This is a genomic window from Pseudomonas sp. ACM7 (genome assembly GCF_004136015.1).
In the GTDB taxonomy this organism is placed as follows: Bacteria; Pseudomonadota; Gammaproteobacteria; order Pseudomonadales; family Pseudomonadaceae; genus Aquipseudomonas; species Aquipseudomonas frigoris.
Genome location: NZ_CP024866.1, coordinates 3,804,280 through 3,829,606, shown reverse-complemented (window position 1 = coordinate 3,829,606; position 25,327 = coordinate 3,804,280). Strand labels below are relative to the sequence as shown.

27 protein-coding genes and 1 tRNA gene are annotated in these 25,327 nt (G+C 58.6%); 19 read left to right on the top strand and 9 right to left on the bottom strand.

The genetic code is table 11. The features are described 5' to 3' along the window. Nucleotides 1-49: 49 nt before the first annotated feature. Both hemH and CUN63_RS18100 read right to left on the bottom strand, forming a co-directional pair. Nucleotides 50-1,075: a ferrochelatase gene (gene hemH / locus CUN63_RS18105; protein ID WP_129441298.1), complete on the bottom strand. Its 1,026-nt coding sequence runs from the start codon at nucleotides 1,073-1,075 to the stop codon at nucleotides 50-52. A 13-nt stretch (nucleotides 1,076-1,088) separates the two neighbouring features. Continuing rightward, nucleotides 1,089-1,991: a TIGR01777 family oxidoreductase gene (locus tag CUN63_RS18100; RefSeq protein WP_129441296.1), complete on the bottom strand. Its 903-nt coding sequence runs from the start codon at nucleotides 1,989-1,991 to the stop codon at nucleotides 1,089-1,091. Between the two features lie 196 nt (nucleotides 1,992-2,187). On the opposite strand from CUN63_RS18100, the gene CUN63_RS18095 reads away from it, so the two are divergent. The 11 genes from CUN63_RS18095 (at nucleotide 2,188) to CUN63_RS18045 (ending at nucleotide 12,047) form a co-directional block, all read left to right on the top strand. Next, nucleotides 2,188-3,174, top strand: a complete 987-nt coding sequence (locus CUN63_RS18095; protein WP_129441294.1) for an NAD(P)/FAD-dependent oxidoreductase — start codon at nucleotides 2,188-2,190, stop codon at nucleotides 3,172-3,174. A gap of 132 nt (nucleotides 3,175-3,306) precedes the next feature. After that, nucleotides 3,307-4,266 carry a DUF523 and DUF1722 domain-containing protein gene (locus CUN63_RS18090; protein WP_129441292.1) on the top strand — a complete coding sequence of 320 codons (960 nt, stop codon included), beginning with the start codon at nucleotides 3,307-3,309 and terminating at the stop codon, nucleotides 4,264-4,266. A 10-nt stretch (nucleotides 4,267-4,276) separates the two neighbouring features. Next, the gene (locus tag CUN63_RS18085; protein ID WP_129441290.1) at nucleotides 4,277-5,218 is read left to right on the top strand and encodes a MerR family transcriptional regulator; all 942 of its coding nucleotides are present in this window, start codon (nucleotides 4,277-4,279) and stop codon (nucleotides 5,216-5,218) included. A gap of 20 nt (nucleotides 5,219-5,238) precedes the next feature. After that, a complete protein-coding gene (gene phrB / locus CUN63_RS18080) occupies nucleotides 5,239-6,684 on the top strand; it encodes a deoxyribodipyrimidine photo-lyase (RefSeq protein ID WP_129445117.1) in 1,446 nt (481 codons plus the stop codon). After that, a complete protein-coding gene (locus CUN63_RS18075; protein WP_129441288.1) occupies nucleotides 6,677-7,099 on the top strand; it encodes a nuclear transport factor 2 family protein in 423 nt (140 codons plus the stop codon). The genes phrB and CUN63_RS18075 overlap by 8 nt, the downstream gene beginning before the upstream one ends. After that, entirely contained in the window at nucleotides 7,096-7,878 is a 783-nt protein-coding gene (locus CUN63_RS18070) for an SDR family oxidoreductase (RefSeq protein ID WP_129441286.1), read from the top strand. The genes CUN63_RS18075 and CUN63_RS18070 overlap by 4 nt, the downstream gene beginning before the upstream one ends. Beyond that, entirely contained in the window at nucleotides 7,875-9,122 is a 1,248-nt protein-coding gene (locus CUN63_RS18065) for an NAD(P)/FAD-dependent oxidoreductase (RefSeq protein WP_129441284.1), read from the top strand. The genes CUN63_RS18070 and CUN63_RS18065 overlap by 4 nt, the downstream gene beginning before the upstream one ends. Then, on the top strand, nucleotides 9,119-9,934 hold the full coding sequence (locus CUN63_RS18060) for a DUF1365 domain-containing protein (RefSeq protein WP_046053441.1): 816 nt from the start codon (nucleotides 9,119-9,121) through the stop codon (nucleotides 9,932-9,934). The genes CUN63_RS18065 and CUN63_RS18060 overlap by 4 nt, the downstream gene beginning before the upstream one ends. Next, on the top strand, nucleotides 9,921-11,192 hold the full coding sequence (locus CUN63_RS18055; RefSeq protein ID WP_129441282.1) for a cyclopropane-fatty-acyl-phospholipid synthase family protein: 1,272 nt from the start codon (nucleotides 9,921-9,923) through the stop codon (nucleotides 11,190-11,192). Before CUN63_RS18060 ends, CUN63_RS18055 begins: the two co-directional genes overlap by 14 nt. Further along, nucleotides 11,185-11,688 (top strand): DUF2878 domain-containing protein, encoded by a 504-nt coding sequence (locus CUN63_RS18050; protein ID WP_129441280.1) that lies wholly within the window; start codon nucleotides 11,185-11,187, stop codon nucleotides 11,686-11,688. The genes CUN63_RS18055 and CUN63_RS18050 overlap by 8 nt, the downstream gene beginning before the upstream one ends. A 53-nt stretch (nucleotides 11,689-11,741) precedes the next feature. Continuing rightward, nucleotides 11,742-12,047, top strand: a complete 306-nt coding sequence (locus CUN63_RS18045) for a YkgJ family cysteine cluster protein (protein WP_129441279.1) — start codon at nucleotides 11,742-11,744, stop codon at nucleotides 12,045-12,047. Between the two features lie 129 nt (nucleotides 12,048-12,176). On the opposite strand, the gene CUN63_RS18040 is transcribed toward CUN63_RS18045, so the two are convergent. The 6 genes from CUN63_RS18040 to hemA all read right to left on the bottom strand — a co-directional run bounded on the left by CUN63_RS18040 (nucleotide 12,177) and on the right by hemA (nucleotide 17,511). Further along, nucleotides 12,177-12,695: an acyloxyacyl hydrolase gene (locus CUN63_RS18040; RefSeq protein WP_129441277.1), complete on the bottom strand. Its 519-nt coding sequence runs from the start codon at nucleotides 12,693-12,695 to the stop codon at nucleotides 12,177-12,179. A gap of 83 nt (nucleotides 12,696-12,778) precedes the next feature. Beyond that, a complete protein-coding gene (gene murI / locus CUN63_RS18035) occupies nucleotides 12,779-13,570 on the bottom strand; it encodes a glutamate racemase (protein WP_129441275.1) in 792 nt (263 codons plus the stop codon). Then, nucleotides 13,563-14,318, bottom strand: coding sequence for a molybdopterin-synthase adenylyltransferase MoeB (locus CUN63_RS18030; protein ID WP_129441273.1), 756 nt, complete (start codon nucleotides 14,316-14,318; stop codon nucleotides 13,563-13,565). Before CUN63_RS18030 ends, murI begins: the two co-directional genes overlap by 8 nt. Further along, nucleotides 14,312-15,142 carry a peptide chain release factor N(5)-glutamine methyltransferase gene (gene prmC, locus CUN63_RS18025; RefSeq protein ID WP_129441271.1) on the bottom strand — a complete coding sequence of 277 codons (831 nt, stop codon included), beginning with the start codon at nucleotides 15,140-15,142 and terminating at the stop codon, nucleotides 14,312-14,314. Before prmC ends, CUN63_RS18030 begins: the two co-directional genes overlap by 7 nt. After that, nucleotides 15,143-16,225 carry a peptide chain release factor 1 gene (gene prfA / locus CUN63_RS18020; RefSeq protein WP_129441269.1) on the bottom strand — a complete coding sequence of 361 codons (1,083 nt, stop codon included), beginning with the start codon at nucleotides 16,223-16,225 and terminating at the stop codon, nucleotides 15,143-15,145. Continuing rightward, nucleotides 16,222-17,511 carry a glutamyl-tRNA reductase gene (gene hemA / locus CUN63_RS18015; RefSeq protein WP_129441267.1) on the bottom strand — a complete coding sequence of 430 codons (1,290 nt, stop codon included), beginning with the start codon at nucleotides 17,509-17,511 and terminating at the stop codon, nucleotides 16,222-16,224. Before hemA ends, prfA begins: the two co-directional genes overlap by 4 nt. 282 nt (nucleotides 17,512-17,793) lie before the next feature. Here hemA and CUN63_RS18010 point away from each other — a divergent pair, with 282 nt between their 5' ends. The 8 genes from CUN63_RS18010 (at nucleotide 17,794) to ychF (ending at nucleotide 24,714) form a co-directional block, all read left to right on the top strand. Continuing rightward, a complete protein-coding gene (locus CUN63_RS18010) occupies nucleotides 17,794-19,518 on the top strand; it encodes a tetratricopeptide repeat protein (protein ID WP_129441265.1) in 1,725 nt (574 codons plus the stop codon). A 4-nt stretch (nucleotides 19,519-19,522) separates the two neighbouring features. Then, nucleotides 19,523-20,140 carry a lipoprotein insertase outer membrane protein LolB gene (lolB, locus tag CUN63_RS18005; RefSeq protein WP_129441263.1) on the top strand — a complete coding sequence of 206 codons (618 nt, stop codon included), beginning with the start codon at nucleotides 19,523-19,525 and terminating at the stop codon, nucleotides 20,138-20,140. A gap of 2 nt (nucleotides 20,141-20,142) precedes the next feature. Further along, nucleotides 20,143-20,994 (top strand): 4-(cytidine 5'-diphospho)-2-C-methyl-D-erythritol kinase, encoded by an 852-nt coding sequence (gene ispE, locus CUN63_RS18000; RefSeq protein WP_129445116.1) that lies wholly within the window; start codon nucleotides 20,143-20,145, stop codon nucleotides 20,992-20,994. Nucleotides 20,995-21,031: 37 nt separating this feature from the next. After that, nucleotides 21,032-21,106: transfer RNA gene (locus CUN63_RS17995), tRNA-Gln, on the top strand. Between the two features lie 45 nt (nucleotides 21,107-21,151). After that, nucleotides 21,152-22,093 carry a ribose-phosphate pyrophosphokinase gene (locus CUN63_RS17990; protein ID WP_003208392.1) on the top strand — a complete coding sequence of 314 codons (942 nt, stop codon included), beginning with the start codon at nucleotides 21,152-21,154 and terminating at the stop codon, nucleotides 22,091-22,093. 141 nt (nucleotides 22,094-22,234) lie between these two features. After that, nucleotides 22,235-22,837 carry a 50S ribosomal protein L25/general stress protein Ctc gene (locus CUN63_RS17985; protein WP_129445115.1) on the top strand — a complete coding sequence of 201 codons (603 nt, stop codon included), beginning with the start codon at nucleotides 22,235-22,237 and terminating at the stop codon, nucleotides 22,835-22,837. Between the two features lie 168 nt (nucleotides 22,838-23,005). Next, a complete protein-coding gene (gene pth / locus CUN63_RS17980; protein WP_008153430.1) occupies nucleotides 23,006-23,590 on the top strand; it encodes an aminoacyl-tRNA hydrolase in 585 nt (194 codons plus the stop codon). Between the two features lie 23 nt (nucleotides 23,591-23,613). Further along, nucleotides 23,614-24,714: a redox-regulated ATPase YchF gene (ychF, locus tag CUN63_RS17975; protein ID WP_129441261.1), complete on the top strand. Its 1,101-nt coding sequence runs from the start codon at nucleotides 23,614-23,616 to the stop codon at nucleotides 24,712-24,714. Between the two features lie 354 nt (nucleotides 24,715-25,068). Here ychF and CUN63_RS17970 read toward each other — a convergent pair. Beyond that, a partial coding sequence (locus CUN63_RS17970) for an IS30 family transposase (protein WP_129445114.1) occupies nucleotides 25,069-25,327 on the bottom strand: 259 nt, incomplete at its 5' end.

Sequence of the window (25,327 nt, the reverse complement as noted above, 5' to 3'; positions counted from 1 at the left end):
GATCAAATGTGAGAGCGAGCTGGCTCCGGGCGGCGATCCGACGATGCTTTTAAAGGGCCAACGGGGCTCTTTCACACAAGGTGCTCAACGCCCGCGCCCACTGCGGATCGTCGTTAAGACACGGCACCAGCACCAACTCCTCTCCCCCCGCCTCGCGGAACTGCTCCCGCCCGCGATCACCGATCTCTTCCAGGGTCTCGATGCAATCGGCAACGAACGCCGGGCACATCACCAGTACCTTCTTCACGCCCATTCCAGCCAACTCATCGAGGCGCGCTTCGGTGTAGGGTTCGATCCATTTCGCTCGACCCAGACGCGACTGGAACGACACCGACCACTTGCCGTCCGGCAGCCCCAGCCGCTTGGCAAACTCGGACGCCGTGCGCAGGCATTGGGCGCGGTAGCAGGTCACCAATACTTCTGGCGAAGCGTTCAGGCAGCAATTATCGCTTTTGAAGCAATGGTGACCGGTAGGGTCGATCTTGGTCAGGTGCCGCTCTGGCAATCCGTGAAAGCTTAGCAACAGGTGATCGTGCTCCTGCGCCAGATGCGGCTTGGCGCTGGCCACCAGCGCATCGAGGTATTCCGGCTGATCGTAAAACGGCTGGAGAATCGAAAACTGCAGGTCAAGATTCTTCTCCCGCACGACCCGTTTGGCTTCTTCGATCACCGTGGTCACGGTGCTGTCAGCGAACTGCGGGTACAGAGGCGCCAACGTAATACGTTTGACCCCCTGCCCTGCCATGCGCACCAGCACCGACTCCATCGACGGCTCACCGTAACGCATCGCCAGTTCCACCGGACCGTGGGTCCACTGGGCAGTCATGGCCCGTTGCAGGCGACGGCTGAGCACCACCAACGGCGAGCCCTCTTCCCACCAGATCGAGGCGTAGGCGTGGGCAGACTGCTCCGGGCGCTTGAACAGGATCAGCGACACCAGCAAACGTCGCACCGGCCATGGCAGGTCGATCACATACGGGTCCATCAGAAATTGATTGAGGTAACTGCGCACATCCGCCACCGAGGTGGAGGCTGGTGAGCCCAGATTGACCAGAAGCAATGCGTGATCGGTCATGCAACGTCCTATTTCAAAGGCGGCTGGAAAGGTCGTCCAGAGCCGCGCGCAAATCAGTGAACTGGAAAGTGAAACCCGCGTCCAGCAAGCGAGCCGGTACGGCCTTCTGGCCGCCCAGCAATAACAATGACAACTCGCCCAGACACACCTTTAACGCCAAGGCCGGCATGGGCATGAACGTCGGGCGGTGCAGCACGCTACCCAATGTCTTGGCAAACTCGCGGTTGCGCACCGGTTTGGGCGCGCAGGCATTATAAGGACCACTGGTGTCTTCCTGATGCAGAAGAAAATCAATCAGGGCGATTTGATCGTTGATATGGATCCACGGCATCCACTGCCGGCCATTGCCGATAGGCCCGCCCAGCCCCACTTTGAACGGTAGCAACAGCCGCGACAAAAAGCCGCCCTCGGCCGACAACACCAGCCCGGTACGAATGAAGATCACGCGAAGGCCCAAGCCTTCGGCACGCTGGGCGGTTTCTTCCCAGGCGATGCACAACTGGCTGGCAAAATCATCGATGACCGGTGGCGATTTCTCGGTCAATTCCCGCTCGCCCCCGTCACCGTACCAACCGACCGCAGACCCCGAAATCAACACCTGCGGTTTTTGTTCACAGGTTTCGAGCCAGGCCAGCAGGGTTTCGGTCAGGGTGATGCGGCTACTCCACAACAGCGCTTTGCGTCTGGTTGTCCAAGGCCGATCGGCAATCGGTGCGCCTGCCAGATTGATAATCGCATCCACCGGCTCCTGGCCGATGTCCTCGAGGCGGGCCACTCCGCGCACTTGGGCACCGCAGATTTTCGCAACTTTTTCAGGCTTGCGACTCCAGACCGTCAGGCGATGCCCCTGACTCAACCAGAGTCCGCAGAGCTGACGTCCTATCAAACCAGTACCGCCGGTCAGCAATATGTGCATGACTACTTCCTCGCGTGGCGTTTAACCCTGATCACTAGTCTATTTTTATAAGCAGGGATCTTTGTTATCGGGCAGGCTCTGTGATTAACAATAGGCCAAGCTGTCAGAACGAGAACGCTAAAAGTTATACCAAAAAACAATATTGTACAGGTTTCAACCACGGCGTAGTCTGTACAGAAAGGTAAACGAGGCCCCTATGACTGTACCTATCGCAATCATCGGCACCGGCATCGCCGGGCTCTCCGCCGCCCAGGCCCTGACAGAGGTCGGGCATGTCGTTCAACTTTTCGATAAAAGCCGCGGTAGTGGCGGACGCATGTCAAGCAAGCGCAGCGATGCGGGGGCTCTGGACATGGGCGCGCAATATTTCACTGCCCGCGATCGCCGCTTCGTCACTGAAGTCCAGCGCTGGCAAGGCAACGGCTGGGTCGCCGAATGGATGCCGCAGCTCTACACCTATCACGGTGGCCAGCTCAACCTGTCGCCGGACGAACAGACGCGCTGGGTCGGCACGCCGCGCATGAGCGCCATCACCCGTGGCCTGCTCGGCGACCTGGAAGTGCATTTCGCCTGCCGTATTACCGAGGTCTATCGCGGCGAAGAACACTGGCATCTGCAGGACGCCGAAGGCTTCACCCACGGCCCGTTCAGTCATGTGATTATTGCCACGCCGGCGCCTCAGGCGACTGCACTGCTGGCCTCCGCGCCGAAACTCGCCGGCGCCGCCGCCGGGGTGAAAATGGACCCGACCTGGGCTGTCGCGCTGGCGTTCGAGACTCCGCTGGATACGCCCATGGAAGGCTGCTTCGTACAGGACAGCCCGCTCGATTGGCTGGCCCGCAACCGCAGCAAGCCCGGACGCGACAACACCCTCGACACGTGGGTGCTGCATGCGACCAGTGCCTGGAGCCGGCAACATATCGACCTGCCCAAAGAAGCCGTGATCGAGCAATTGCACGGCGCATTTGCCGAGCTGCTGCACGACGCCATGCCCGCCCCGACCTTCAGCCTCGCCCACCGCTGGCTTTACGCCCGGCCCGCCAGCAGCCATGAATGGGGAGCACTGGCCGATGCCGATCTGGGCCTCTATGTGTGTGGCGACTGGTGCTTGTCCGGTCGTGTCGAAGGCGCCTGGCTCAGCGGCCAGGAAGCCGCCCGCCGCTTGCATGCGCATCTGCAGTGAACCGCATCAATCCGGTAGGAGGCCGACGGTAAAACCTATACAAATAGTTTGACTTGTACACCTTTGAATCTATGATGAAGTTATGTTGTACAGACCGAACAGTCTGTACAGGTTTAGATTCGAGGTGCTCCGATGCCCCACATCACCGTGAAACCGAAGATCGCCATCAGCGCCTGCCTGATGGGCGCAGAAGTGCGTTTTAACGGCGGGCACAAGGAATCGCGGCTGTGCAGTCGCACCCTCACTGACTATTTCGATTTTGTCCCGGTTTGCCCCGAAGTCGCCATTGGCCTCGGCATTCCCCGTGAACCGATCCGTCTGGTGGGTGATCCACAACATCCCGAAGCCGTCGGCACCGTTAACACAACACTCAATGTCACCCGGCCACTGGCCGAATACGGTCAGAAAATGGCCGCAGAACTGGTCGACCTCTGCGGCTATATCTTCATGCAGAAATCCCCGTCATGCGGCCTGGATCGGGTCAAGGTCTACCACGCCAACGGCGCGCCGGTGGACGGAGGTGGCCGTGGCATCTACGCCAAGACGTTCTGCGCGCTGCATCCGGATTTACCGGTGGAAGAAGACGGCCGGCTCAACGACCCGGTGCTGCGAGAAAACTTCCTCACCCGCGTGTTCGCCTACAGCGCCTGGCAGCAGTTGTTGCGTGAAGGCCTGACTCGCCGTGGCCTCACGGACTTTCACTCGCGCTACAAATACCTGCTGATGGCCCACAACCCGGTGCAATACAAAACCCTGGGCACCCTGCTGGGCAACATGGGCCAGACCGACCCGAACGAACTCGGTCCACGCTATTTCAGCGAGCTGATGACGGCCTTGAAAAAATGCGCCACACGCCGCAGCCACACCAACGTCCTGCAACACATCAGTGGCTATCTCAAACAGGCAATCAGCCCTGAAGACAAACAGGAAGTGCAGCACGTCATCGGGCAATACCGCCACGGCATCGTGCCGTTAGTGGTGCCGTTGACGCTGCTCAAACACTACTTTCGCCAACATCCGGATCCGTACATTGCGCAACAGGTTTACCTGCAACCGCATCCGGAAAATCTCAGTCTGCGAAACGCGATCTAATGACAATCCAATGAAAAGCCCACTCGACACCAGCGCCAGCGAAGACCTCGGCGCCGACTTCAAGAAAGCCCTCGACGAAGGCTGGCTGCCGATCCGTGAGGTCGCGCGGCAGACCGGCGTCAACGCCGTCACCCTGCGGGCCTGGGAACGGCGTTATGGCCTGATCGTGCCGCAACGCACGCCCAAGGGGCATCGGCTGTTTTCTGCCGAACACGTTCAACGCATCCTGACGATCCTCACCTGGCTCAACCGCGGCGTGGCCGTCAGCCAGGTCAAGCAACTACTCGACACCCCCCAGGCCTTTACCGAATCCGTCGAAAACGATTGGCAAGTGCTGCGCCATACGCTGCTGCAGGCGGTCACTCAACTGAACGAGCGCACTCTTGACGACACCGTCAATCAGGCCATGGCGCTGTATCCACCACGGACCTTGTGCGCACAACTGCTGATGCCGCTGCTGGCTGAACTGGAACAACGCTGGCAAGGACAGTTCGGCGCGCAGATGGAGCGGGTGTTTTTTTACTCCTGGTTACGCAGCAAATTTGGAGCACGCATCTACCATAACAACCGTCAGTTACGCACCGCGCCACTGTTGTTGATCAATCACTCGGACCTGCCACTGGAACCTCACCTATGGCTGACCGCCTGGTTGATCAGCAGCGCCGATTGCCCGGTGGAAGTGTTCGACTGGCCACTCCCCGCCGGCGAACTCGCGCTGGCGGTCGATCATCTGCAAGCCCGCGGCGTACTGCTGTATTCCAGCAAAGCCATGAACCTTTCGCAGTTGCCGAAACTTTTGAATGGTGTCAGTTGCCCAAAAATGATTGCCGGACCAACGGTATGCATCCACCACGCCGAGTTGTCCGTAAAAACTACTGAGATCGCTGATTTGTTCTTGGCCGAAGACCCGTTAATCGTCCATCAGGACCTGGTTCAGCGTGGACTAATTTAATGAAACGTACGGACACCACCATGCAATTGATCTGGTTGCGCAGCGACTTGCGCCTACATGACAACACCGCCCTTTCGGCGGCCGCTGCTCGCGGTCCGACGGTAGCGGTGTACCTGCTGAGCCCGGACCAATGGCTGGAGCATGACGATGCGCCGTGCAAAGTGGATTTCTGGTTGCGCAATCTTGGCGAGTTGAGCCGTACGCTGGGCGAACTGAATATTCCTTTGCTGATCCGCACGTCATCACGCTGGGATGAAGCGCCGAAGGTGCTGCTTGAACTGTGTCAGCAATTGAAGATCGACGCGGTGCACGTCAACGAGGAATACGGCATTCATGAAAGCCGTCGTGATGACGCCGTGGGCGAATCGCTCAAGGCCCATGGCATCGACTTCTATAGCTACCTCGATCAACTGCTGTTCAAACCGGGCAGCGTGCTAACCAAGACCGGCACTTACTTTCAAGTCTTCAGCCAGTTCCGCAAAGCCTGCTACGACCGTCTGCGCGCGTCGTTACCAGGGCTGGTCGTCGCACCCGCGGTTCAGGTGCCACTTGCTATCGGCAGCGACAAAATCCCATCAAGCGTTGAAGGTTTCAAAACGCCGATCCTCAGCCTGCGCACACTCTGGCCTGCCGGTGAAGCCGAAGCCCGGCGCCGTCTCGACACCTTCGCCGACGCCCAGATTGACTATTACAAAAACGAGCGAGACTTCCCGGCCAAACCGGGTACCAGTCAGCTCTCGGCTTATCTTGCCGCCGGGGTGATTTCCCCTCGCCAATGCCTGCACGCTGCCCTGCAAAGCAATCAAGGGGAGTTCGAAAGCGGCAAGGTCGGCGCGGTGACCTGGATCAACGAACTGCTGTGGCGCGAGTTCTACAAACACATTCTGGTGGGCTACCCACGGGTCTCGCGTCACCGTGCTTTCCGCCCGGAAACCGAAGCCCTGGCCTGGCGCGACGCCCCGGAAGAACTGCTGGCGTGGCAAGAAGCCCGCACCGGCCTGCCGATCATCGACGCGGCCATGCGCCAATTGCTCGAAACCGGTTGGATGCACAACCGACTACGCATGGTCGTGGCGATGTTCCTGACCAAAAACCTGCTGATTGACTGGCGTGAAGGCGAGCGCTTTTTCATGCGGCACCTGATCGACGGCGACCTCGCGGCGAACAACGGTGGCTGGCAGTGGAGCTCGTCTACTGGCACCGACTCGGCGCCCTACTTCCGGATTTTCAATCCGTTGAGCCAGTCGGAAAAATTCGACAGCGAAGGCGTGTTCATCAAGCACTGGCTGCCGGAACTGGCCGGGCTGAACAAAAAGGACGTGCACAACCCGGCCAACCTTGGTGGGTTGTTCGGCGTGGCAGATTATCCGTCGCCAATCGTCAACCTAAGCACCTCGCGCCAACGGGCGCTGGCCGCGTTCAAGAACCTGCCATCAAGACAGCAGGCCGGAGGACACGATGAGTGATTTCCTGCGCCGTTTTGCCCAACAGTTTGCAGCCTTGGACAAGGACAACCTGCTACGCCTAGATCAGCTCTACACCCACGACGTGCACTTCACCGATCCTCTGCACGAAGTTCAGGGCCTGGTGCAAATGCGCAGCTACTTCGCCGAGCTCTACGCCAACGTCAGCGATCTGCACTTCGACTTTCATGGCTTAGACCAGATCAGCGAAGGCGAGGGCTATTTGCGCTGGGTCATGAGTTATCGCCATCCGCGTCTGGCGGGCGGTCAGTTGATTCGGGTCGATGGCTGCTCGCACCTGCTTTGGCGCGATAAGGTTTATCGCCATCGGGATTACTTCGATGCCGGGGCGCTGCTTTACGAACATGTACCCGTATTGGGTCGGGCGATTGCCTGGCTGAAAAGGAGAATGGGATGAGTTTTACACCACCACGGCGATACTGGTTAACCGGCGCCAGCAGCGGCATTGGCGCCTCGCTGGCCGAAGAAATACTGAAAACCGGCGCCCACGTCGCCGTCAGTTCACGCTCGGCGGCAGTGCTGAAGGTCTTGTCCCTGCGTTATCCGGGGCAAGTGCTGGTGGTGCCCGGTGACTTGACCAACAGCCAGACAGTCCGCGAAATCGGCGCGCAAATTGCCGAAGACTGGGGATCCCTGGACACGGTGATTCTCAACGCAGGCACCTGCGAATACGTCGACGTTCAGCAATTCGATTCGTCGATTGTCGAGCATGTGGTGCGCACCAATTTGCTCGCCAGCGCGTACTGCATCGAGGTGGCCTTACCGCTGCTGCGCAAGGGTACCGCGCCGCACTTGGTGGGCGTCGCCAGTTCGGTGACGTATTTGCCGCTACCCCGCGCCGAAGCTTATGGCGCGTCAAAGGCCGGGCTGCGCTACTTGTTCGAATCGTTGCGCATTGATCTGGCGCCGGAAGGCATTGAAGTCACCGTGGTCAGCCCGGGGTTTGTCGAAACACCGTTGACGGCGAAGAACGATTTCCCGATGCCGCTCAGTTGGCCTGTGGATAAAGCTGCGCAGCACATCTTCGCCAAACTCAAAAAACGCCCACTGGAGATCGCGTTTCCCGGACTGTTCATGGCCGCGCTCTGGCCGCTGTCAAAAATGCCCAACGGCGTGAAACTGGCCATCGGCAAGCGCATGGTGCGCAGCAGTCCGCCGATCAAGGATGTCCCTTGAACATCGCCATCATCGGCAGCGGGATCTCGGGGCTGACCAGCGCCTACCTGCTCAATCGCAGGCACGAGATCACTCTGTTCGAGGCCAGCGACTGGGTCGGCGGTCACACCCACACGGTGGACGTGACTGTCGATGGCCAACGCTATGCAGTGGACACTGGTTTTATTGTGTTCAACGACTGGACCTACCCGAATTTCATTCGCCTGCTGGGCCAGCTCGGCGTGGGCTTCAAACCCACCGAGATGAGTTTCTCGGTCACCGACCCGGACTCGGGCCTTGAGTACAACGGCAACAACCTCAACAGCTTGTTCGCCCAACGTCGCAACCTGATGTCGCCAGGGTTCTGGGGCATGTTGCGGGACATCCTGCGCTTCAACAAAGAAGCCCAGCGCGACCTCGAAGAACAACGGATCGCCGCCGACACCACCCTCGATCAATACCTGAAGGCCGGCGGCTACGGCGAGCGCTTTATCCTGCATTACATCGTGCCGATGGGCGCGGCGATCTGGTCCATGTCCATGGCCGACATGCTCGGTTTCCCGTTGCAGTTCTTCATCCGGTTTTTCAAGAATCACGGCTTGCTGTCCGTCAGCAATCGTCCGCAATGGAGTGTGATCGAGGGTGGCTCAAGCGCTTATGTCGCACCTCTGACCGCGTCTTTTAAAGGCAAGATCCGCCTCAATTGCCCGGTGACCCGCGTTGAACGCGATGAAGACGGCGTCGTTATCCACAGTGCCGCCGGCAGCGAGCGTTTCGACAAAGTGGTGTTCGCCTGCCACAGCGATCAGGCCCTCAAACTGCTGGCCAAACCGAGCAGCGCCGAACAGTCGATCCTCGGTGCCCTGCCCTACGCCGACAACGAAGTGGTGTTGCACACCGACACGCGCTTGCTGCCGGTGCGAAAACTTGCCTGGGCAAGCTGGAATTATCGCCTCGGTGGTCCCGGTCACACGCTGGCCGCCGTCACTTACGACATGAACATTCTGCAAGGCATCCAGAGCGACACCACGTTTTGCATCAGCCTCAATCAGAGCGCCGGCATCACCCCGAACAAAGTGCTGGCCAAATTCACCTACGCCCATCCGCAATACAGCCTGGCTGCCGTCGCCGCGCAAGCGCGTTGGGATGAATTGGACGGCGCGCAGCACACCTGGTTTTGCGGCGCTTATTGGGCCAGTGGTTTCCATGAAGACGGTGTGGTCAGTGCGCTGCGGGTTGCTCGCTCGCTGGGAGAAGTGTTGTGAACAGCGCCCTTTATAGCGGCTGGATCGCCCATCGGCGGTTTGCCCCGCGGCGCCATGAATTCCGTTACCGGATCGGTCTGCTGTACCTGGACCTCGATGAACAGGACGCGGTGCTTGGCTTGTCGCCGCTGTCGGGCACCAGCCGTTTCGCGCCGTTTTCGTTTCGCGAAACCGATTACTTGAAAGCCTTCACTGGCAGTGGCATGCGTTTGATCGACGCGGTACGCCAGCAAGTCGCCGAGGTAATCGGCCATGTGCCACACGGCTCGATCTGCCTCCTGACCCAGGCCCGCAGTTGGGGCCTGTCGTTCAACCCGGTGAGTTTTTTCTACTGCCATGAGGCCGACGGCCAACTGGCGGCGATTCTCTGCGAAGTCACCAATACGCCGTGGCGCGAGCGTTACCACTACGTGTTGCCGGCCAAGGCACCGACGAACGTGCAGGACTTCCACCAGCATTTCGCCGTGGCCAAGGCGTTTCATGTGTCGCCGTTTCTACCGCGCGATATTGAATACCGCATGAGCTTCAGCCCCGCCGCGCAAAAACTCGGCGTGCACATGGCGGACTGGCAAGGCGAACTGAAACTGTTCGACGCCACGCTCAACCTGCACCGCGAAGCCCTCACCCGCGGCAGCCTGCACCGTTACTTGCGGCGCTTTCCGTGGATGACCGCGAAAACCTGTCTGGCGATTTATTGGCAGGCCGTGCGCTTGTTACTGAAACGCACACCGATATTTGCTCATCCTGCTGCCGATGGCAGATTTCAGACCACCATTGTTCCCCCCAAGGATCGCCGCCATGAAATCCTCTAGTGTCTCGGCCAAAACCAGCCTGTTAAGTACCAACAGCCTGACCGGATCGTTGCTGCGCCGTGGTGTGTTGCGGCAGATGGCGCAGCTCAAACACGGGCAACTGGTGGTCTTCGAAGACGGCGAACGGCACGTCTTCGGTACCGCCGGCAGCCATCCCGTGGGCGAAATCCATATCCTCGACGCCGCGGTCTGGGGACTGGTGGCGAGTAACGGCTCGATTGGCGCGGGCGAAGCATTTATCCACGGCTACTGGAGTTCGCCGGATTTGACGGCAGTGGTGCGTGTCTTCGTCAGCAACCTTGACGTGCTGGATGCGCTGGAAGGTGGACTGGCAAAACTGAGCCGCCCGTTCGTGCAGAGCCTGCACTGGCTCAATCGCAACACGCGCAAGGGCTCGCAGAAAAACATCGCTGCACATTACGACCTCGGCAATGACTTGTTCGAGCAGTTTCTCGACCCGACCATGATGTATTCCGCCGCGCAGTTCCTCACCCCTGAAGACACCCTGGAACAGGCGCAACTGAACAAGCTCGAACGTATCTGCCAGAAACTCGCGCTGCAACCCAGCGATCACCTGCTGGAAATCGGCACTGGCTGGGGCAGCATGGCGCTTTACGCCGCCCAGAATTACGGCTGCAAAGTCACCACCACCACGCTGTCGAAAAAGCAGTACGCCTACACCGCGCAACGGATCGAAGCCCTGGGTTTGCAGGACCAGGTCACACTGCTGCTGTCCGATTATCGCGACCTGAGCGGGCAGTACGACAAACTGGTGTCGATCGAGATGATCGAGGCGGTTGGTCATCGCTTCCTGCCGACCTACTTCAAGCAATGCGCGCATCTGCTCAAGAGCAACGGTTTGATGCTGTTGCAAGCGATCACCATCCGCGAGCAGCGCTACGAACAAGCCAAGAGCAATGTCGATTTCATCCAGCGTTACATCTTCCCCGGCGGCGCCCTGCCCTGCGTGCAGAAAATGCTGGAGATTGTCAGCCGTGACACCGACATGAACCTGCTGCACATGGAGGATTTCGGCCTGCACTACGCCCAAACCTTGCGCCTGTGGCATGAGAATTTTCGCCGCGCCCACGGTCGCTTGAGCGAAATGGGCTACGACGACTATTTCCTGCGGCTGTGGGAATTTTATCTGTGCTACTGCGAAGGTGGTTTCCTGGAACGCACCATCGGCACGGCGCAATTGCTACTGGCCAAACCCGCCGCAATGCCGGCGCCGCTGCTCGGCCGATTCGATGCATGAACGATTGGCAAATGCCGCGCTATTTCAGATCGGCTGGTTTGCCTGCGTGATCGGAGGCAGTGGTCTGTGGTTGCTGGTGGCGTTGGCGGTGCTGGTGATTCATCTGTTGTGGATAAGTCGCGGGGCCGATGAAGGCCGACTGATCCTCAGCGTGGTGCTGCTGGGAACGACGGTCGACAGTTCGTTGCGCTGGCTTGGGGTGTTCGACTTCAACGATGTCGCGCCGCTGATTCCGCCGTGGCTGATGCTGTTGTGGGCGTTGCTGGCAACCACTTTGCGCCATTGCCTGCAATGGACCGCCAATCCCTGGTGGCTCGGCAGCCTACTGGGCGCCGTCGGTGGGCCGCTGTCGTATTACGCGGGAGGACAATTGGCCGGGGTGCAATTTCCCTTCGGGCAATCGCCGACACTGATCGGCATCGGATTACTGTGGGCGCTGCTGTTTCCCACGCTGCATTTCATGTCTCAGCGGCTAGCGTCCGACACCCACAGCTGAGCGTCCGTCAGGCCTTTCACACAGCCCCGGCCCACTGCCTTACACTGCGAGCCATGAAAACCATTCCCCACACGCAAATCGTCGAACCGGTGGTCACTTGCTCGACCTGCGCAGCTTGCTGCTGTCAGCTCGAAGTCATGCTGATCACCGACACAGGCGTGCCCGAACGTTTTATCGATACTGATGACTGGGGTGGGGAAGTCATGCTGCGCCTGGATGACGGCTGGTGCGCCGCGCTGGATCGCAACACGATGATGTGCACCATCTACGAAAAACGCCCGCTGATCTGCCGGGAGTTCGAGATGGGCGCACCAGAATGCATCGATGAGCGCCAAGGGATTACCACGGCGTATCGGTGAAGTCGAAGTCACCGAAAATCCAATGTGGGAGCGAGCCTGCTCGCGAAAGAGGTTTAACATTCAACATTGATGTTGCTTGGTACACCGCTTTCGCGAGCAGGCTCGCTCCCACATTTAGAGCACCGAGGCTTACAACGGCATCGTGTAGTGCAGCGAGTAGCTTTCTACGCCGTCGTTGTAACTGTTAAGACCGGCATTGGAGTAGTGCGTCGCACGAATCCCGACTTCATGTCCGCCCGCAAAGCGCACACCAAAGCCGAATCGGTCTTCGAACTGAAAAGCACCACCGAGGTTGTTGCTTTCAAGTTCGCTATGAGAGAACAACGCCACGCCAATCCCGGCCTCCAGGTACGGCTTGACGTTCTGACCGGCAAACTCGTAAACAAACACTGGCGAGAACGACAGGCTGTGGTTGCTGGAGGTCTTGTCGCCTTCCCAATAGGTGTAGGCACCGCTCCAGTAACCGGTCAAGCGACCGACATCACTCTGCAACCAGCTCTTGTCCCAATCGAATTGCATGCCCAGTCTATAGGTCAGGGTCGAGTCGCTGGTCTCGCCGACCGCGAACTCCACGCCTGCCGCCTGTGCGGTAAAACTGTGCCCCATCAGTGCGGCCGCAATCGCGGCCAAGCAGAATAGTCGCTTCATTAGAAACATCCTTTTCCGAACGATTTCGTGTGGTTTTTTTGTTGCTTGACGCACCCCAATGACTCACTTGCCCCAAGATTTGTTTACTCCTTGAAGCTTTGCACAACGCCAGCGGTATTCCACAGTATCGGCAAGATATTTCTGAAATGCTGCGGATCGGCACTCGTCCAGAACTGCGCAGCACGTGCAGGCCCTTGGGCGAACAAATCACGCTCAGCCAACAGACGCTGAAGTTGCCGCGCTACAGCGGCGCCGGTGTCAATCAGGCTGATGTCATCGGGGATCATCTGCTTTAGCAACGGCTTTAGGAAGGGGTAATGCGTGCAGCCGAGAATTATCGTGTCGCACCCGGCGCCGAGCAGCGGTTCGACATACCTGGCCAGCAACTGGCGCAGGGCTGGGCTGTGCAGATCGCCGTTTTCGATCAGCTCCACCAGGCCGGGGCACGGCTGAGTGATGACTCGCACATCGGTGGCGAATCGGTCGAGCAACGCGGCGAACTTGGCACTCTGCAACGTGCCGGTGGTGGCGAGCACACCGACCACACCGCTGCGGGTGGCGGCAGCGGCCGGTTTGACCGCCGGCTCCATGCCGACGATGGGCCACTCGGGATAATCGCGCCGCAAGTCGGCAACGCCAGCGACAGTCGCCGTATTGCAGGCCAGCACCAAGGCCTTGGCGCCCTGCTGCTGAAAAAAACCGGCCATCACGCTGCAGCGATGACGGATGAATTCCGGGGTTTTCTCGCCGTAGGGAATATTCCCGCAATCGGCGACATACAACAGTGATTCGTTGGGCAGCAAACGCTGGATCTCGGCCAGCACCGAAAGCCCACCGACACCGGAGTCGAACACGCCAATCGGCGCTTCACGCATGCTTCGAACCACAGACGCTGCAGCCCGGATCACGCTTGACCCGCAATTCGCGAAAGCGCGAGCCCAAGGCATCGATCAACAACAGGCGCCCCACCAGCGGCTCGCCGAAACCCACCAGCAATTTCATGGCTTCCAGCGCCTGAAGGCTGCCCACCAGGCCAACCAAAGGCCCCACGACACCGGCTTCGCTGCAGGTCAGTTCGGCTTCGCTGCCGTGACCATATAAACAGTGGTAGCACGGGCTTTCCGGACGGCGCGGGTCAAACACCGACAACTGCCCTTCCAGCCGAATCGCAGCGCCACTGACCAGCGGTTTGCAGGCGGCGACACACGCAGCATTGACCGCTTCGCGGGTGGAGAAATTGTCGGAACAGTCCAGCACCAGATCCACCGCAGTCACGGCGGCGACCAGGGAATCTTCGTCCAGCGCAGTGCGATGGGCGATCAACTGAATCTCGGGATTGATTGCAGTCAGTCGGCGAATAGCCGAATCGACCTTGCTCAGGCCGACGCTGTCAGTGTCGTGAACGATCTGGCGTTGCAGGTTGGTCAGGTCGACCGTGTCGAAATCCGCCAGATGCAACTCACCGACGCCGGCGGCTGCCAGATACAGCGCAACCGGCGAGCCGAGGCCGCCGAGACCGACGATCAACACGCGGCTTTCTTTCAGTCGCAACTGGCCGTCGATGTCGACGTGTTGCAACAGAATCTGCCGACTGTAGCGCAACAATTCCTGATCATTCAGCACGGCAGGCGCCCCAGGCTGATACGTTCGTGACCGCCCAGATCGGTGCGGCTGTGGACTTCTTCAAAGCCGCGGGTCAGCAGCAAATCGCGTACTGCAGTGGCTTGATCGTAACCGTGTTCAAGCATCAGCCAACCGCCCGCCTCCAGATAATCCGGCGACTGGGCGACGATCAGACGCAAATCGTCGAGCCCATCGATGCCGGCCACCAAGGCACTGGCTGGCTCAAAACGCACATCGCCTTCCACCAGATGCGGGTCGGCGGAGGCGATGTAAGGTGGATTGCTGATGATCAGCTGAAAGCGCTGACCTTCCAGGGCGCTGAACCAATGACTGCTCAGCACGGTGGCGTTGTTCAGGTGAAGTCGCTGGCGATTGCGCTCGGCCAGGGCCACGGCTTCGAGCACGCGATCCACGGCGGTAACCTTCCAGGCTGGACGCTCGCTGGCCAGGGCCAACGCAATGGCGCCGCTGCCGGTGCCGAGATCGAGGACCTTGGCAGGTGTCGCGGGCAACAATTCCAGTGCGGCTTCCACCAGCAATTCGGTGTCCGGGCGCGGGATCAGCGTGTGCGGCGCGACTTCCAGATCAAGCTTCCAGAAACCTTGCTGACCGAGGATGTACGCCACTGGCTCACCGCCACGGCGGCGCTGCAAATACTCGGCAAATTTAAGCGCCGCTTCGCTCGGAACGATGCGCTCGGGCCAGGTGTGTAGAAAACTGCGAGACTTGCCCAACGCAGCGGCCAGCAACAATTCGGCATCCAGGCGCGCGGTGGGCGAATCCGGCAGGTCGGCGGCGCGTAACAAACTGGCAATGATCGTCATTTACTCACCTATCGCTGCCAATTGGTCGGCCTGGTATTCGGCCAGCAACGGCTCGATCACCGCATCGACGCCACCCGCGAGGATTTCGTCGAGGGAATACAGCGTCAGGTTGACCCGGTGGTCGGTGACCCGCCCCTGGGCAAAGTTATACGTGCGGATCCGCTCCGAGCGATCGCCCGAACCGACCAGCAATTTACGCTCGCTAGCGATAGCGTTCGCGGCGGCGCTGGTCTGCTGATCGTTGAGCTTGGCCGACAGCCAGGACATCGCCCGGGCGCGGTTCTTGTGCTGGGAACGTTCTTCCTGGCACTCGACGACGATACCGGACGGCAAGTGCGTGATGCGGATCGCCGAGTCCGTCTTGTTGACGTGCTGACCACCGGCACCGGAGGATTTGTAGGTATCGATGCGCAAATCCGAGGGGTTGATCTCGATCGCTTCCTGCTCGTCCGGCTCGGGCAACACGGCTACGGTGCAGGCCGAAGTGTGGATGCGACCCTGGGATTCGGTAGCCGGAACCCGTTGTACGCGGTGGGCACCGGATTCGAATTTCAGCTTGCCGTAGACGTTGTCGCCTTCGACGCGGGCGATGACTTCTTTAAAGCCGCCGTGTTCACCGATGTTCTCCGAGAGGATTTCCACCCGCCAGCCACGACGCTCGGCGTAACGCGAATACATGCGGAACAGGTCGCCAGAGAAAATCGCCGCCTCGTCACCGCCGGTGCCGGCGCGGATTTCGAGGAACACGTTGCGCCCATCGTTCGGATCCTTGGGCAGCAGCATGCGTTGCAGACTGGCTTCGATTTCGATCAATTGCTCTTTGGCTTCGCGAACTTCTTCCACGGCCATTTCGCGCATGTCCGGGTCGCTGTCCTTGAGCAGCGCCTGAGCGCCCTCGAGATCGCCTTGTACCTTGAGCAACTGTTTATAGGTTTCGACAATCGGTTCGACTTCCGCGTATTCCTTGGAATAGGTGCGGAATTTGTTCTGATCGGAAATGACTTCGCCGTCGCCAAGCAAGGCAGTCAATTCCTCGAAACGGTCCTGGAGGATGTCCAGCTTATTGAGCAGTGACGCTTTCATTGCGGTTTCTTATCCGAAAAGCTATCCGATGAGCCCTCATTCAGGGCAAAGAGTTCCTGGGCCATGGCCAGCGCATCGAGGCGGCCTTCGGCAGAGAGCTTTTTCAATTGCACGCTCGGTGCGTGCAAGAGTTTGTTGGTCAGCCCCCGCGCCAGTTGCACCAGCACGTCTTCGGCGCTGATGCCATTGGCCAGCATGCGCTGGGCCTTCTGCAATTCTTCGTCGCGCATGCGCTCGCTTTGTTGGCGATAGGCCTTGAGCACATCCACCGCCGCCAGCTCACGCAGGCGGACCATGAAATCTTCGGCACCGACCGAGACCATCTCCTCTGCCGCCTGGGCTGCGCCCTGGCGACTCTTGAGGTTCTCGGCGACCACTTCGTGGAGATCGTCGACGCTATAAAGGTAAACGTCGTCCAGTTCGCCGACTTCCGGCTCGATATCCCGGGGGACGGCGATGTCTACCATGAAGATCGGCTTGTGCTTGCGCAGTTTCAAGGCGCTTTCCACCGCGCCCTTGCCCAGGATCGGCAACTGGCTGGCGGTGGAGCTGATGACGATGTCGCTGCGCACCAGTTCCGCCGGGATTTCCGAAAGCAACACCGCGTGGGCGCCGAACTGCTCGGCCAGAATGCTCGCGCGCTCCAGGGTGCGGTTGGCGACGACGATGCGCTTTACACCCAGTTCGTGCAGATGGCGGGCGACCAGGGTGATGGTCTCGCCGGCGCCGATCAGCAAGGCCTGGCTACGTTGCAGGTCGCTGAAAATCTGTTTCGCCAGACTGACCGCGGCAAACGCCACGGACACCGGGTTCTCGCCGATGGCGGTGTCGGTGCGCACCTGTTTGGCCGCATTGAACGTGGCCTGGAACAGCCGCCCGAGCAACGGACCGATGGTGCCGGCCTCGCGGGCCACGGCGTAGGCCGATTTCATCTGACCGAGAATCTGCGGTTCGCCCAACACCAGCGAATCAAGCCCGGAGGCCACCCGCATCATGTGACGAACTGCCGCATCATCTTCGTGCACATAAGCGCTCGCGCGCAGCTCTTCGAGGCTCAAATGGTGATAATCAGCCAGCCAGCGCAAAATAACGTCAGCCGAAAGGTGATCCTGTTCTATATAGAGTTCACTGCGATTGCAGGTGGAGAGGATCGCAGCTTCGCGGCTGTCGGTGAGTCGGCAGAGCTGCTGCAAGGCCTCCACCAGCTGCTCAGGGGTAAAGGCCACGCGCTCGCGGACGTCTACTGAAGCAGTCTTGTGGTTAATACCGAGTGCAAGGAAGGCCATTCAAGGTCGCTGATAGTGACGTGAAGCCGGCAATTGTCCTACTTCGACAGAGCCAGAACAACTATTCGATATCTATCGCTCCTGTAGGAGCTGCCGAAGGCTGCGATCTTTTCAGGTTTCAAAGGTGCCGCACATGCAAGATCAAAAGATCGCAGCCTGCGGCAGCTCCTACGATTGTCCCAATGACCTGCCTCTATAAAGGCGCCAATTGAGACTCGGTTATGTTTGGCCGAAGGCTTGTGTCATGATGATCCGACCGCAGGTTAGTCGTCCTCTTCCTATATGAATAGATCTTCCGCGTTGCTCCTCGCTTTTGTCTTCCTCAGCGGCTGCCAGGCCTTGGCACCCGTTTCGTCGGACGGTACGCCGCCGGTCGAAGACAGCACTCCGGCCCCTGAAAAGCCCAAGGTTTACAGCTCATTCAGTGAAGAAACCATCTTCAGTCTGTTGAGCGCCGAACTGGCTGGCCAGCGCAATCGTTTCGACATTGCCCTGGACAACTACGTGACCCAGGCCATCAACACTCAGGATCCGGGCATCTCCGAACGGGCATTCCGCATTGCCGAGTACCTGGGCGCCGATCAGGCTGCCCTGGACACTGCTTTGATCTGGGCAAAAAACGCCCCGGACGACCTAGAGGCGCAACGGGCCGCTGCCGTGCAACTGGCTCGTGCCGGGCGTTATGACGACTCCATGGTCTATATGGAGAAAGTCCTGCAAGGCAAGGGCGACACGCATTTCGACTTCCTCGCCCTGTCTGCGGCCGATACCGACCAGGACACGCGCAACGGCTTGATGAAAGGTTTTGACCGCTTGTTGCAGCGCCATCCGAACAACGGCCAGCTGATTTTCGGCAAAGCCTTACTGCTGCAACAGGACGGTGACGCCAAGGGTGCGTTGGGCCTGCTGGAAGACAATCCGCCGGACGAAGGCGAAATAGCACCGATTCTGCTGCGCGCGCGCCTGCTGCAAACCCTCAGTCGTGGCGATGAAGCCTTGCCGCTGCTGCAAAAAAGCATCAAGAAATACCCGGACGACAAACGCCTGCGCCTGACTTACGCGCGCATGCTGGTTGAACAGGACCGCATGGACGATGCCAAAGCCGAGTTCTCGAGCCTGGTTCAGCAGTACCCGGATGACGACGAACTGCGTTACTCCCTGGCGCTGGTCTGCCTGGAAGCCAAGGCCTGGAATGAGGCCAAGGGCTATCTGGAAGACCTGATCGCCCGGGAAAGCCACGTCGATTCGGCGCACTTGAACCTCGGTCGTATCGCTGAAGAGCGCAATGACCCTCAAGGCGCGCTGATCGAGTACGCCCAGGTCGGGCCGGGCAACGATTACCTGCCGGCGCAATTGCGTCAGGCCGATATCCTGATGAACAACGGCAAGACCGCCGAAGCCCAAAGCCGTCTGGCGGCGGAGCGCGACGAGCAGCCCGATTACGCGATTCAGTTGTATTTGATCGAAGCTGAAACCTTGTCCGCCAATAAACAGCCCGACAAGGCCTGGAATGTATTGAAGCAAGCCTTGCAGCAATACCCGGACGATCTGAATTTGCTGTACACCCGCGCCATGCAGGCGGAAAAACGCAATGACCTGGCGCAGATGGAAAAAGACTTGCGCATGATCATCAAGCGCGACCCGGACAACGCGATGGCGCTGAACGCCCTCGGCTACACCCTGTCCGACCGCACGACGCGCTACGCCGAAGCCAAGGCCTTGATCGATCAGGCGCACCAGATCAATCCGGAAGACCCGGCGGTACTCGACAGCCTCGGCTGGGTGAACTTCCGCATGGGCAATCTCGACGAAGCCGAACGCTTGCTGCGCAAGGCGCTGGAGCGCTTCCCCGATCAGGAAGTCGCCGCGCACCTGGGTGAAGTCCTGTGGGCCAATGGCAAACAACGGGAAGCCAAACAAATCTGGAGCAAGTTCCTCAAGGAGCAGCCCGACAGCCCCATCCTGCGCAGCACCATCAAGCGCCTGACCGGATCAGAGACTCTTTAAGATTATGTTTTTGCGCCACCTCATTGTTTTCAGCTTCATCGCCCTGCTCGCCGGTTGCGCGGGCTTCGGTGCCCGCGAATCGGTCCAGGGTCAAGGCAACCCGGCCCAATGGCGCGAGTACAAACAGCAACTGACCAGCCTCGACGGCTGGCAGATCAACGGCAAGATCGGCATTCGCGCGCCAAAAGATTCAGGCAGCGGCACGCTGTTCTGGTTGCAGCGACAGGATTACTACGACATCCGGCTTTCCGGCCCCCTGGGTCGCGGCGCAGCTCGCTTGACGGGTCACCCTGGCAAAGTCTCGCTGGAAGTGGCCAATCAGGGCCGTTATGACGCAACGACACCAGAGGCGCTGGTCGAAGAACAGCTCGGCTGGAAGTTACCCGTTTCCAACCTGGCCTGGTGGGTTCGCGGGCTCCCGGCACCGGACAGCAAAAGTCGCCTGACCCTGGATGCCGATAGCCGCCTGGCCAATCTCGAACAGGATGGCTGGCAGGTCGAATACCTGAGTTACGCCGAGCAAAACGGTTATTGGTTGCCCGAGCGGATCAAACTGCACGGCACCGACCTTGATATCACGCTGGTGATCAAGGAATGGCAACCACGCAAATTGGGGCGGTGAACATGACCACTCCGCGCTTGACGCTGCCCTCCCCGGCCAAACTCAATCTGATGCTGCACATCCTCGGTCGCCGTGAAGACGGCTACCACGAACTGCAGACTATTTTTCAGTTCCTCGATTATGGCGATGAAATCACGTTCGCTGTTCGCGATGACGGCGTGATTCGGTTGCACACCGAATTTGATGGTGTTCCTCACGACAGCAATCTGATCGTTCGAGCTGCAAAAAAACTTCAGGAGCAATCCGGTTGTTCGCTCGGTATCGACATCTGGATCGAAAAAATTCTGCCCATGGGCGGTGGAATCGGTGGCGGCAGTTCAAATGCCGCCACGACTTTGCTCGGCCTCAATCATCTTTGGCAATTGGGTTGGGATGAGGATCGACTGGCCGTGCTGGGCCTGACGCTTGGCGCCGACGTCCCGGTTTTCGTGCGTGGGCACGCGGCTTTTGCCGAAGGCGTGGGGGAGAAACTGACCCCCGTAGACCCCGAAGAACGGTGGTATCTCGTGCTTGTGCCGCAAGTCTCTGTAAGTACAGCAGAAATTTTTTCAGATCCGTTGTTGACACGTAACTCTTCTCCCATTAAAGTGCGCCCCGTTCCCAAGGGAAACAGTCGAAATGACTGCTTACCGGTGGTAGCAAGGCGTTACCCAGATGTACGTAACGTATTGAATTTGTTAGGTAAATTTACCGAAGCAAAACTCACCGGAACTGGAAGTTGTGTGTTTGGGGGCTTCCCAAGCAAAGCTGAAGCTGATAAAGTCTCGGCCCTTCTTACAGAGACCCTTACAGGGTTTGTAGCAAAGGGAAGCAACGTTTCGATGTTGCATCGCAAGCTGCAAAGTCTGCTCTAAAAGGAACCGAGTACTGGGTACTCGTTGCAACAGATACAGGGGCGTCGCCAAGCGGTAAGGCAGCAGGTTTTGATCCTGCCATGCGTTGGTTCGAATCCAGCCGCCCCTGCCATTTTCTATACTCATCCAGGTTACCCTCAGCCTCTAGGTACTGCGCGTGTCCAAGATGATGGTCTTTACGGGGAACGCTAACCCCGATCTGGCTCGGCGTGTTGTACGTCAGCTGCATATCCCTCTCGGTGACATCTCTGTCGGTAAGTTCTCCGACGGCGAAATTACTGCCGAGATCAATGAAAACGTCCGCGGTAAAGATGTTTTCATTATTCAGCCGACTTGCGCTCCGACCAACGACAACCTGATGGAACTGGTAGTGATGGCTGATGCCTTCCGCCGCTCCTCGGCTACTCGTATCACTGCTGTTATTCCTTACTTTGGTTATGCCCGTCAGGATCGCCGTCCGCGTTCCGCACGTGTGGCTATCAGCGCGAAAGTCGTTGCTGACATGCTTACCGTAGTCGGCATCGACCGTGTTCTCACGGTTGATCTGCATGCTGACCAAATCCAGGGTTTCTTCGATATTCCGGTAGATAACATCTACGGCTCCCCGGTACTGGTGGATGACATTGAAGATCAGCGCTTCGAAAACCTGATGATCGTGTCCCCGGACATTGGCGGCGTCGTGCGTGCACGTGCTGTTGCCAAATCCCTGGGCGTGGATCTCGGGATCATCGACAAACGCCGTGAGAAAGCCAATCACTCTGAAGTGATGCATATCATCGGTGATGTCGAAGGGCGTACCTGTATTCTGGTCGATGACATGGTCGATACCGCCGGCACTCTGTGCCACGCGGCCAAGGCCCTGAAAGAGCATGGCGCTGCCAAGGTTTTCGCCTACTGCACACACCCTGTGCTGTCCGGTCGGGCGATCGAAAACATCGAAAATTCCATGCTGGACGAACTGGTGGTGACTAACACCATCCCGTTGTCCGCTGCTGCTCAAGCCTGCTCGCGTATCCGTCAACTGGATATCGCGCCGGTAGTTGCCGAAGCGGTTCGCCGCATCAGCAACGAAGAATCGATCAGCGCGATGTTCCGTTAAGGGCCCTGCCCTTCTCGAATATCTCGTTGACGAAAAGCGCCCCGCCCCGGCATTCCTGTCGGGGCGGGGCTTTTTTGCCCATATCGCCTTTAGCGCTGGTCGCAAACGCTGGGGCGAATGTGGTTATTTTGGAGATACAACATGAACGATTTTACTCTGAATGCTGAAGTGCGTTCCGACCTGGGGAAAGGTGCGAGCCGCCGCCTGCGTCGTCTCGCAAGCCTGGTACCTGCTGTAGTTTACGGTGGCGAAAAAGCCCCTGAATCCATCAGCATGCTGGCTAAAGAAGTTGCCAAACTGCTCGAAAACGAAGCGGCTTACAGCCACATCATCGAGCTGAACGTTGGCGGCACCAAGCAAAACGTAATCATCAAAGCTCTGCAGCGTCACCCGGCTAAAGGCCACGTGATGCACGCTGACTTCGTACGCGTTGTAGCTGGCCAGAAACTGACCGCTATCGTGCCTGTACACTTTGTTGGTGAAGAAGCTCCGATCAAGAAAGGCGGCGAAGTTTCGCACGTTGTTGCTGAAATCGAAGTTTCGTGCCTGCCAAAAGACCTGCCTGAATTCATCGAAGTCGACCTGGCTAACGCCGAAATCGGTTCGATCATTCACCTGTCTGACCTCAAAGCCCCTAAAGGCGTTGAGTTTGTTGCTCTGGCACACGGCGATGACAAGGCTGTTGCCAACGTCCACGCTCCACGTGTTGCTCCAGAAGCTACCGAAGAAGGCGCAGCAGAGTAATTCACTCTGTTCGCCGGAGTGACCGGAAACATCGCGGACTAGAGCGTAGCGAGAAAGCGGGCGAGAACGCGGAGTTTACATAATGGTAAATGAGCACTTGTCGTCCACTTTCGCCGCACACAACTGTCGCGGCGATGTTATCCACCACTCCAAGGAAGGGCCCCTATCGTGACTGCCATCAAACTGATCGTTGGCCTGGGAAATCCAGGCGCTGAATACGAACAGACCCGGCATAACGCAGGGGCCCTTTTTGTTGAGCGCATCGCGAACGCACAAGGCGTAAACCTTGTGGCGGATCGCAAATATTTCGGCCTGACCGGGCGCTACTCGCATCAGGGTCAGGATGTTCGTCTGCTGATTCCCACCACCTACATGAACCGCAGCGGCCAAGCCGTCGCGGCACTTGCCGGCTTCTTCCGCATTACGCCTGAAGAAATCCTGGTGGCGCATGACGAACTCGACCTGCCACCGGGTGTAGCCAAGCTCAAACAGGGCGGCGGCCATGGCGGTCACAACGGGTTGCGCGACATCATCGCGCAACTGGGCAATCAGAATACCTTTCACCGCTTGCGGCTTGGCATTGGCCACCCGGGCGTTGCCAGTATGGTTTCAAATTTCGTCCTGGGTCGTGCGCCACGCGCCGAACAGGAAAAACTCGATGCCAGCATCGACTTTGCCCTCGGCGTGCTGCCGGATATCCTCGCCGGTGAATGGAACCGCGCGATGAAAAACCTGCACAGCCAGAAGGCCTGACTCTACTCCTCGGGGAAAACACCATGGGATTCAATTGCGGCATCGTCGGCCTGCCTAACGTCGGCAAGTCCACCCTGTTCAACGCCCTGACCAAATCCGGGATCGCGGCCGAGAACTTCCCCTTCTGCACCATCGAACCGAACACCGGTATCGTGCCGATGCCGGATTCGCGTCTGGAAGCCCTGGCGGCCATCGTCAATCCCAAGCGCATCCTGCCGACCACCATGGAATTCGTCGACATCGCAGGCCTGGTAGCCGGCGCCTCGAAAGGTGAAGGCCTGGGCAACAAGTTCCTCGCCAACATCCGTGAAACCGATGCCATCGCGCACGTAGTCCGCTGCTTCGAAGACGAGAACGTGATTCACGTCTCCAACAGCGTCGACCCGAAACGCGACATCGAAATCATCGACCTGGAACTGATCTTCGCCGACCTCGACAGCTGCGAGAAGCAACTGCAGAAAGTCGCCCGAAACGCCAAGGGTGGCGACAAGGACGCCGTGGCCCAGAAAGGCCTGCTGGAGCAATTGATCGCTCACTTCACCCTCGGCAAGCCTGCGCGTACGCTGATGAAAACCATGGGCGCCGACGACAAAGCGGTGATTCGTGGTTTCCACCTGCTGACCACCAAGCCGGTCATGTACATCGCCAACGTCGCTGAAGACGGTTTCGAGAACAACCCGCTGCTGGACATCGTCAAAGCCATCGCCGAAGAAGAAGGCGCCATGGTGGTTCCGGTCTGCAACAAGATCGAAGCCGAAATCGCCGAGCTGGATGACGGCGAAGAGAAAGACATGTTCCTCGAAGCCCTGGGCCTCGAAGAACCTGGCCTGAACCGCGTAATCCGCGCCGGCTACGAAATGCTGCACCTGCAGACCTACTTCACCGCCGGTGTCGAAGAAGTCCGCGCCTGGACCGTCCGCGTGGGTGCCACCGCACCACAAGCCGCTGGCGTGATCCACACCGACTTCGAAAAAGGTTTCATCCGCGCCGAAGTCATCGCCTACGACGACTTCATTCAGTACAAGGGTGAAGCGGGCACCAAAGAAGCTGGCAAATGGCGTCTGGAAGGCAAGGATTACATCGTTAAAGACGGCGATGTGATGCACTTCCGTTTCAACGTGTAACAAAAATTCGATTCAAATAGTTAAACCAAACCGTTAGCTCACACCTCTGCTCCAATATGAGGCATGTGTGAGCTTTTAGCAGCGTGCCCTCCGTCGAATTCCCCCCCCCCCAAATCACAAAGTAATTGATTCCAAGCTACTATCTGAATCAGTATCCCTCACAGCATCACCAAGAGCAGAAGGTGTGGCAACGAAGGCACAAAGCTAAATGTGTACCGGAGATGATCACGCTCATTGGAATACAAAAGGAATTGCAAAAATGGCTGTAGCAAAACAAACAATTCACACAGCGTCCAATGAGAGCCATCAAGGTTCAAATATACTTGGCGGATGCTGGAGCTGAGTGCAACACGGTTATTGAATTGAAGTTGGGGCATCATGCCGCCAAGCGATGGCCTCTTGCATCACTTGGCCCATCATTTCGATGGGGCATTTGAAATCGAAACGCTTACGTGGGCGCATGTTCAATTGCAGGGCTATGGCATCCAGTTCTTCCTGGCTGTGTTTCGACAAGTCTGTGCCCTTGGGTAGGTACTGGCGGATCAAACCATTGATGTTCTCGTTGCTGCCGCGCTGCCAAGGGCTGTGCGGGTCGCAAAAATAGATGGCGACG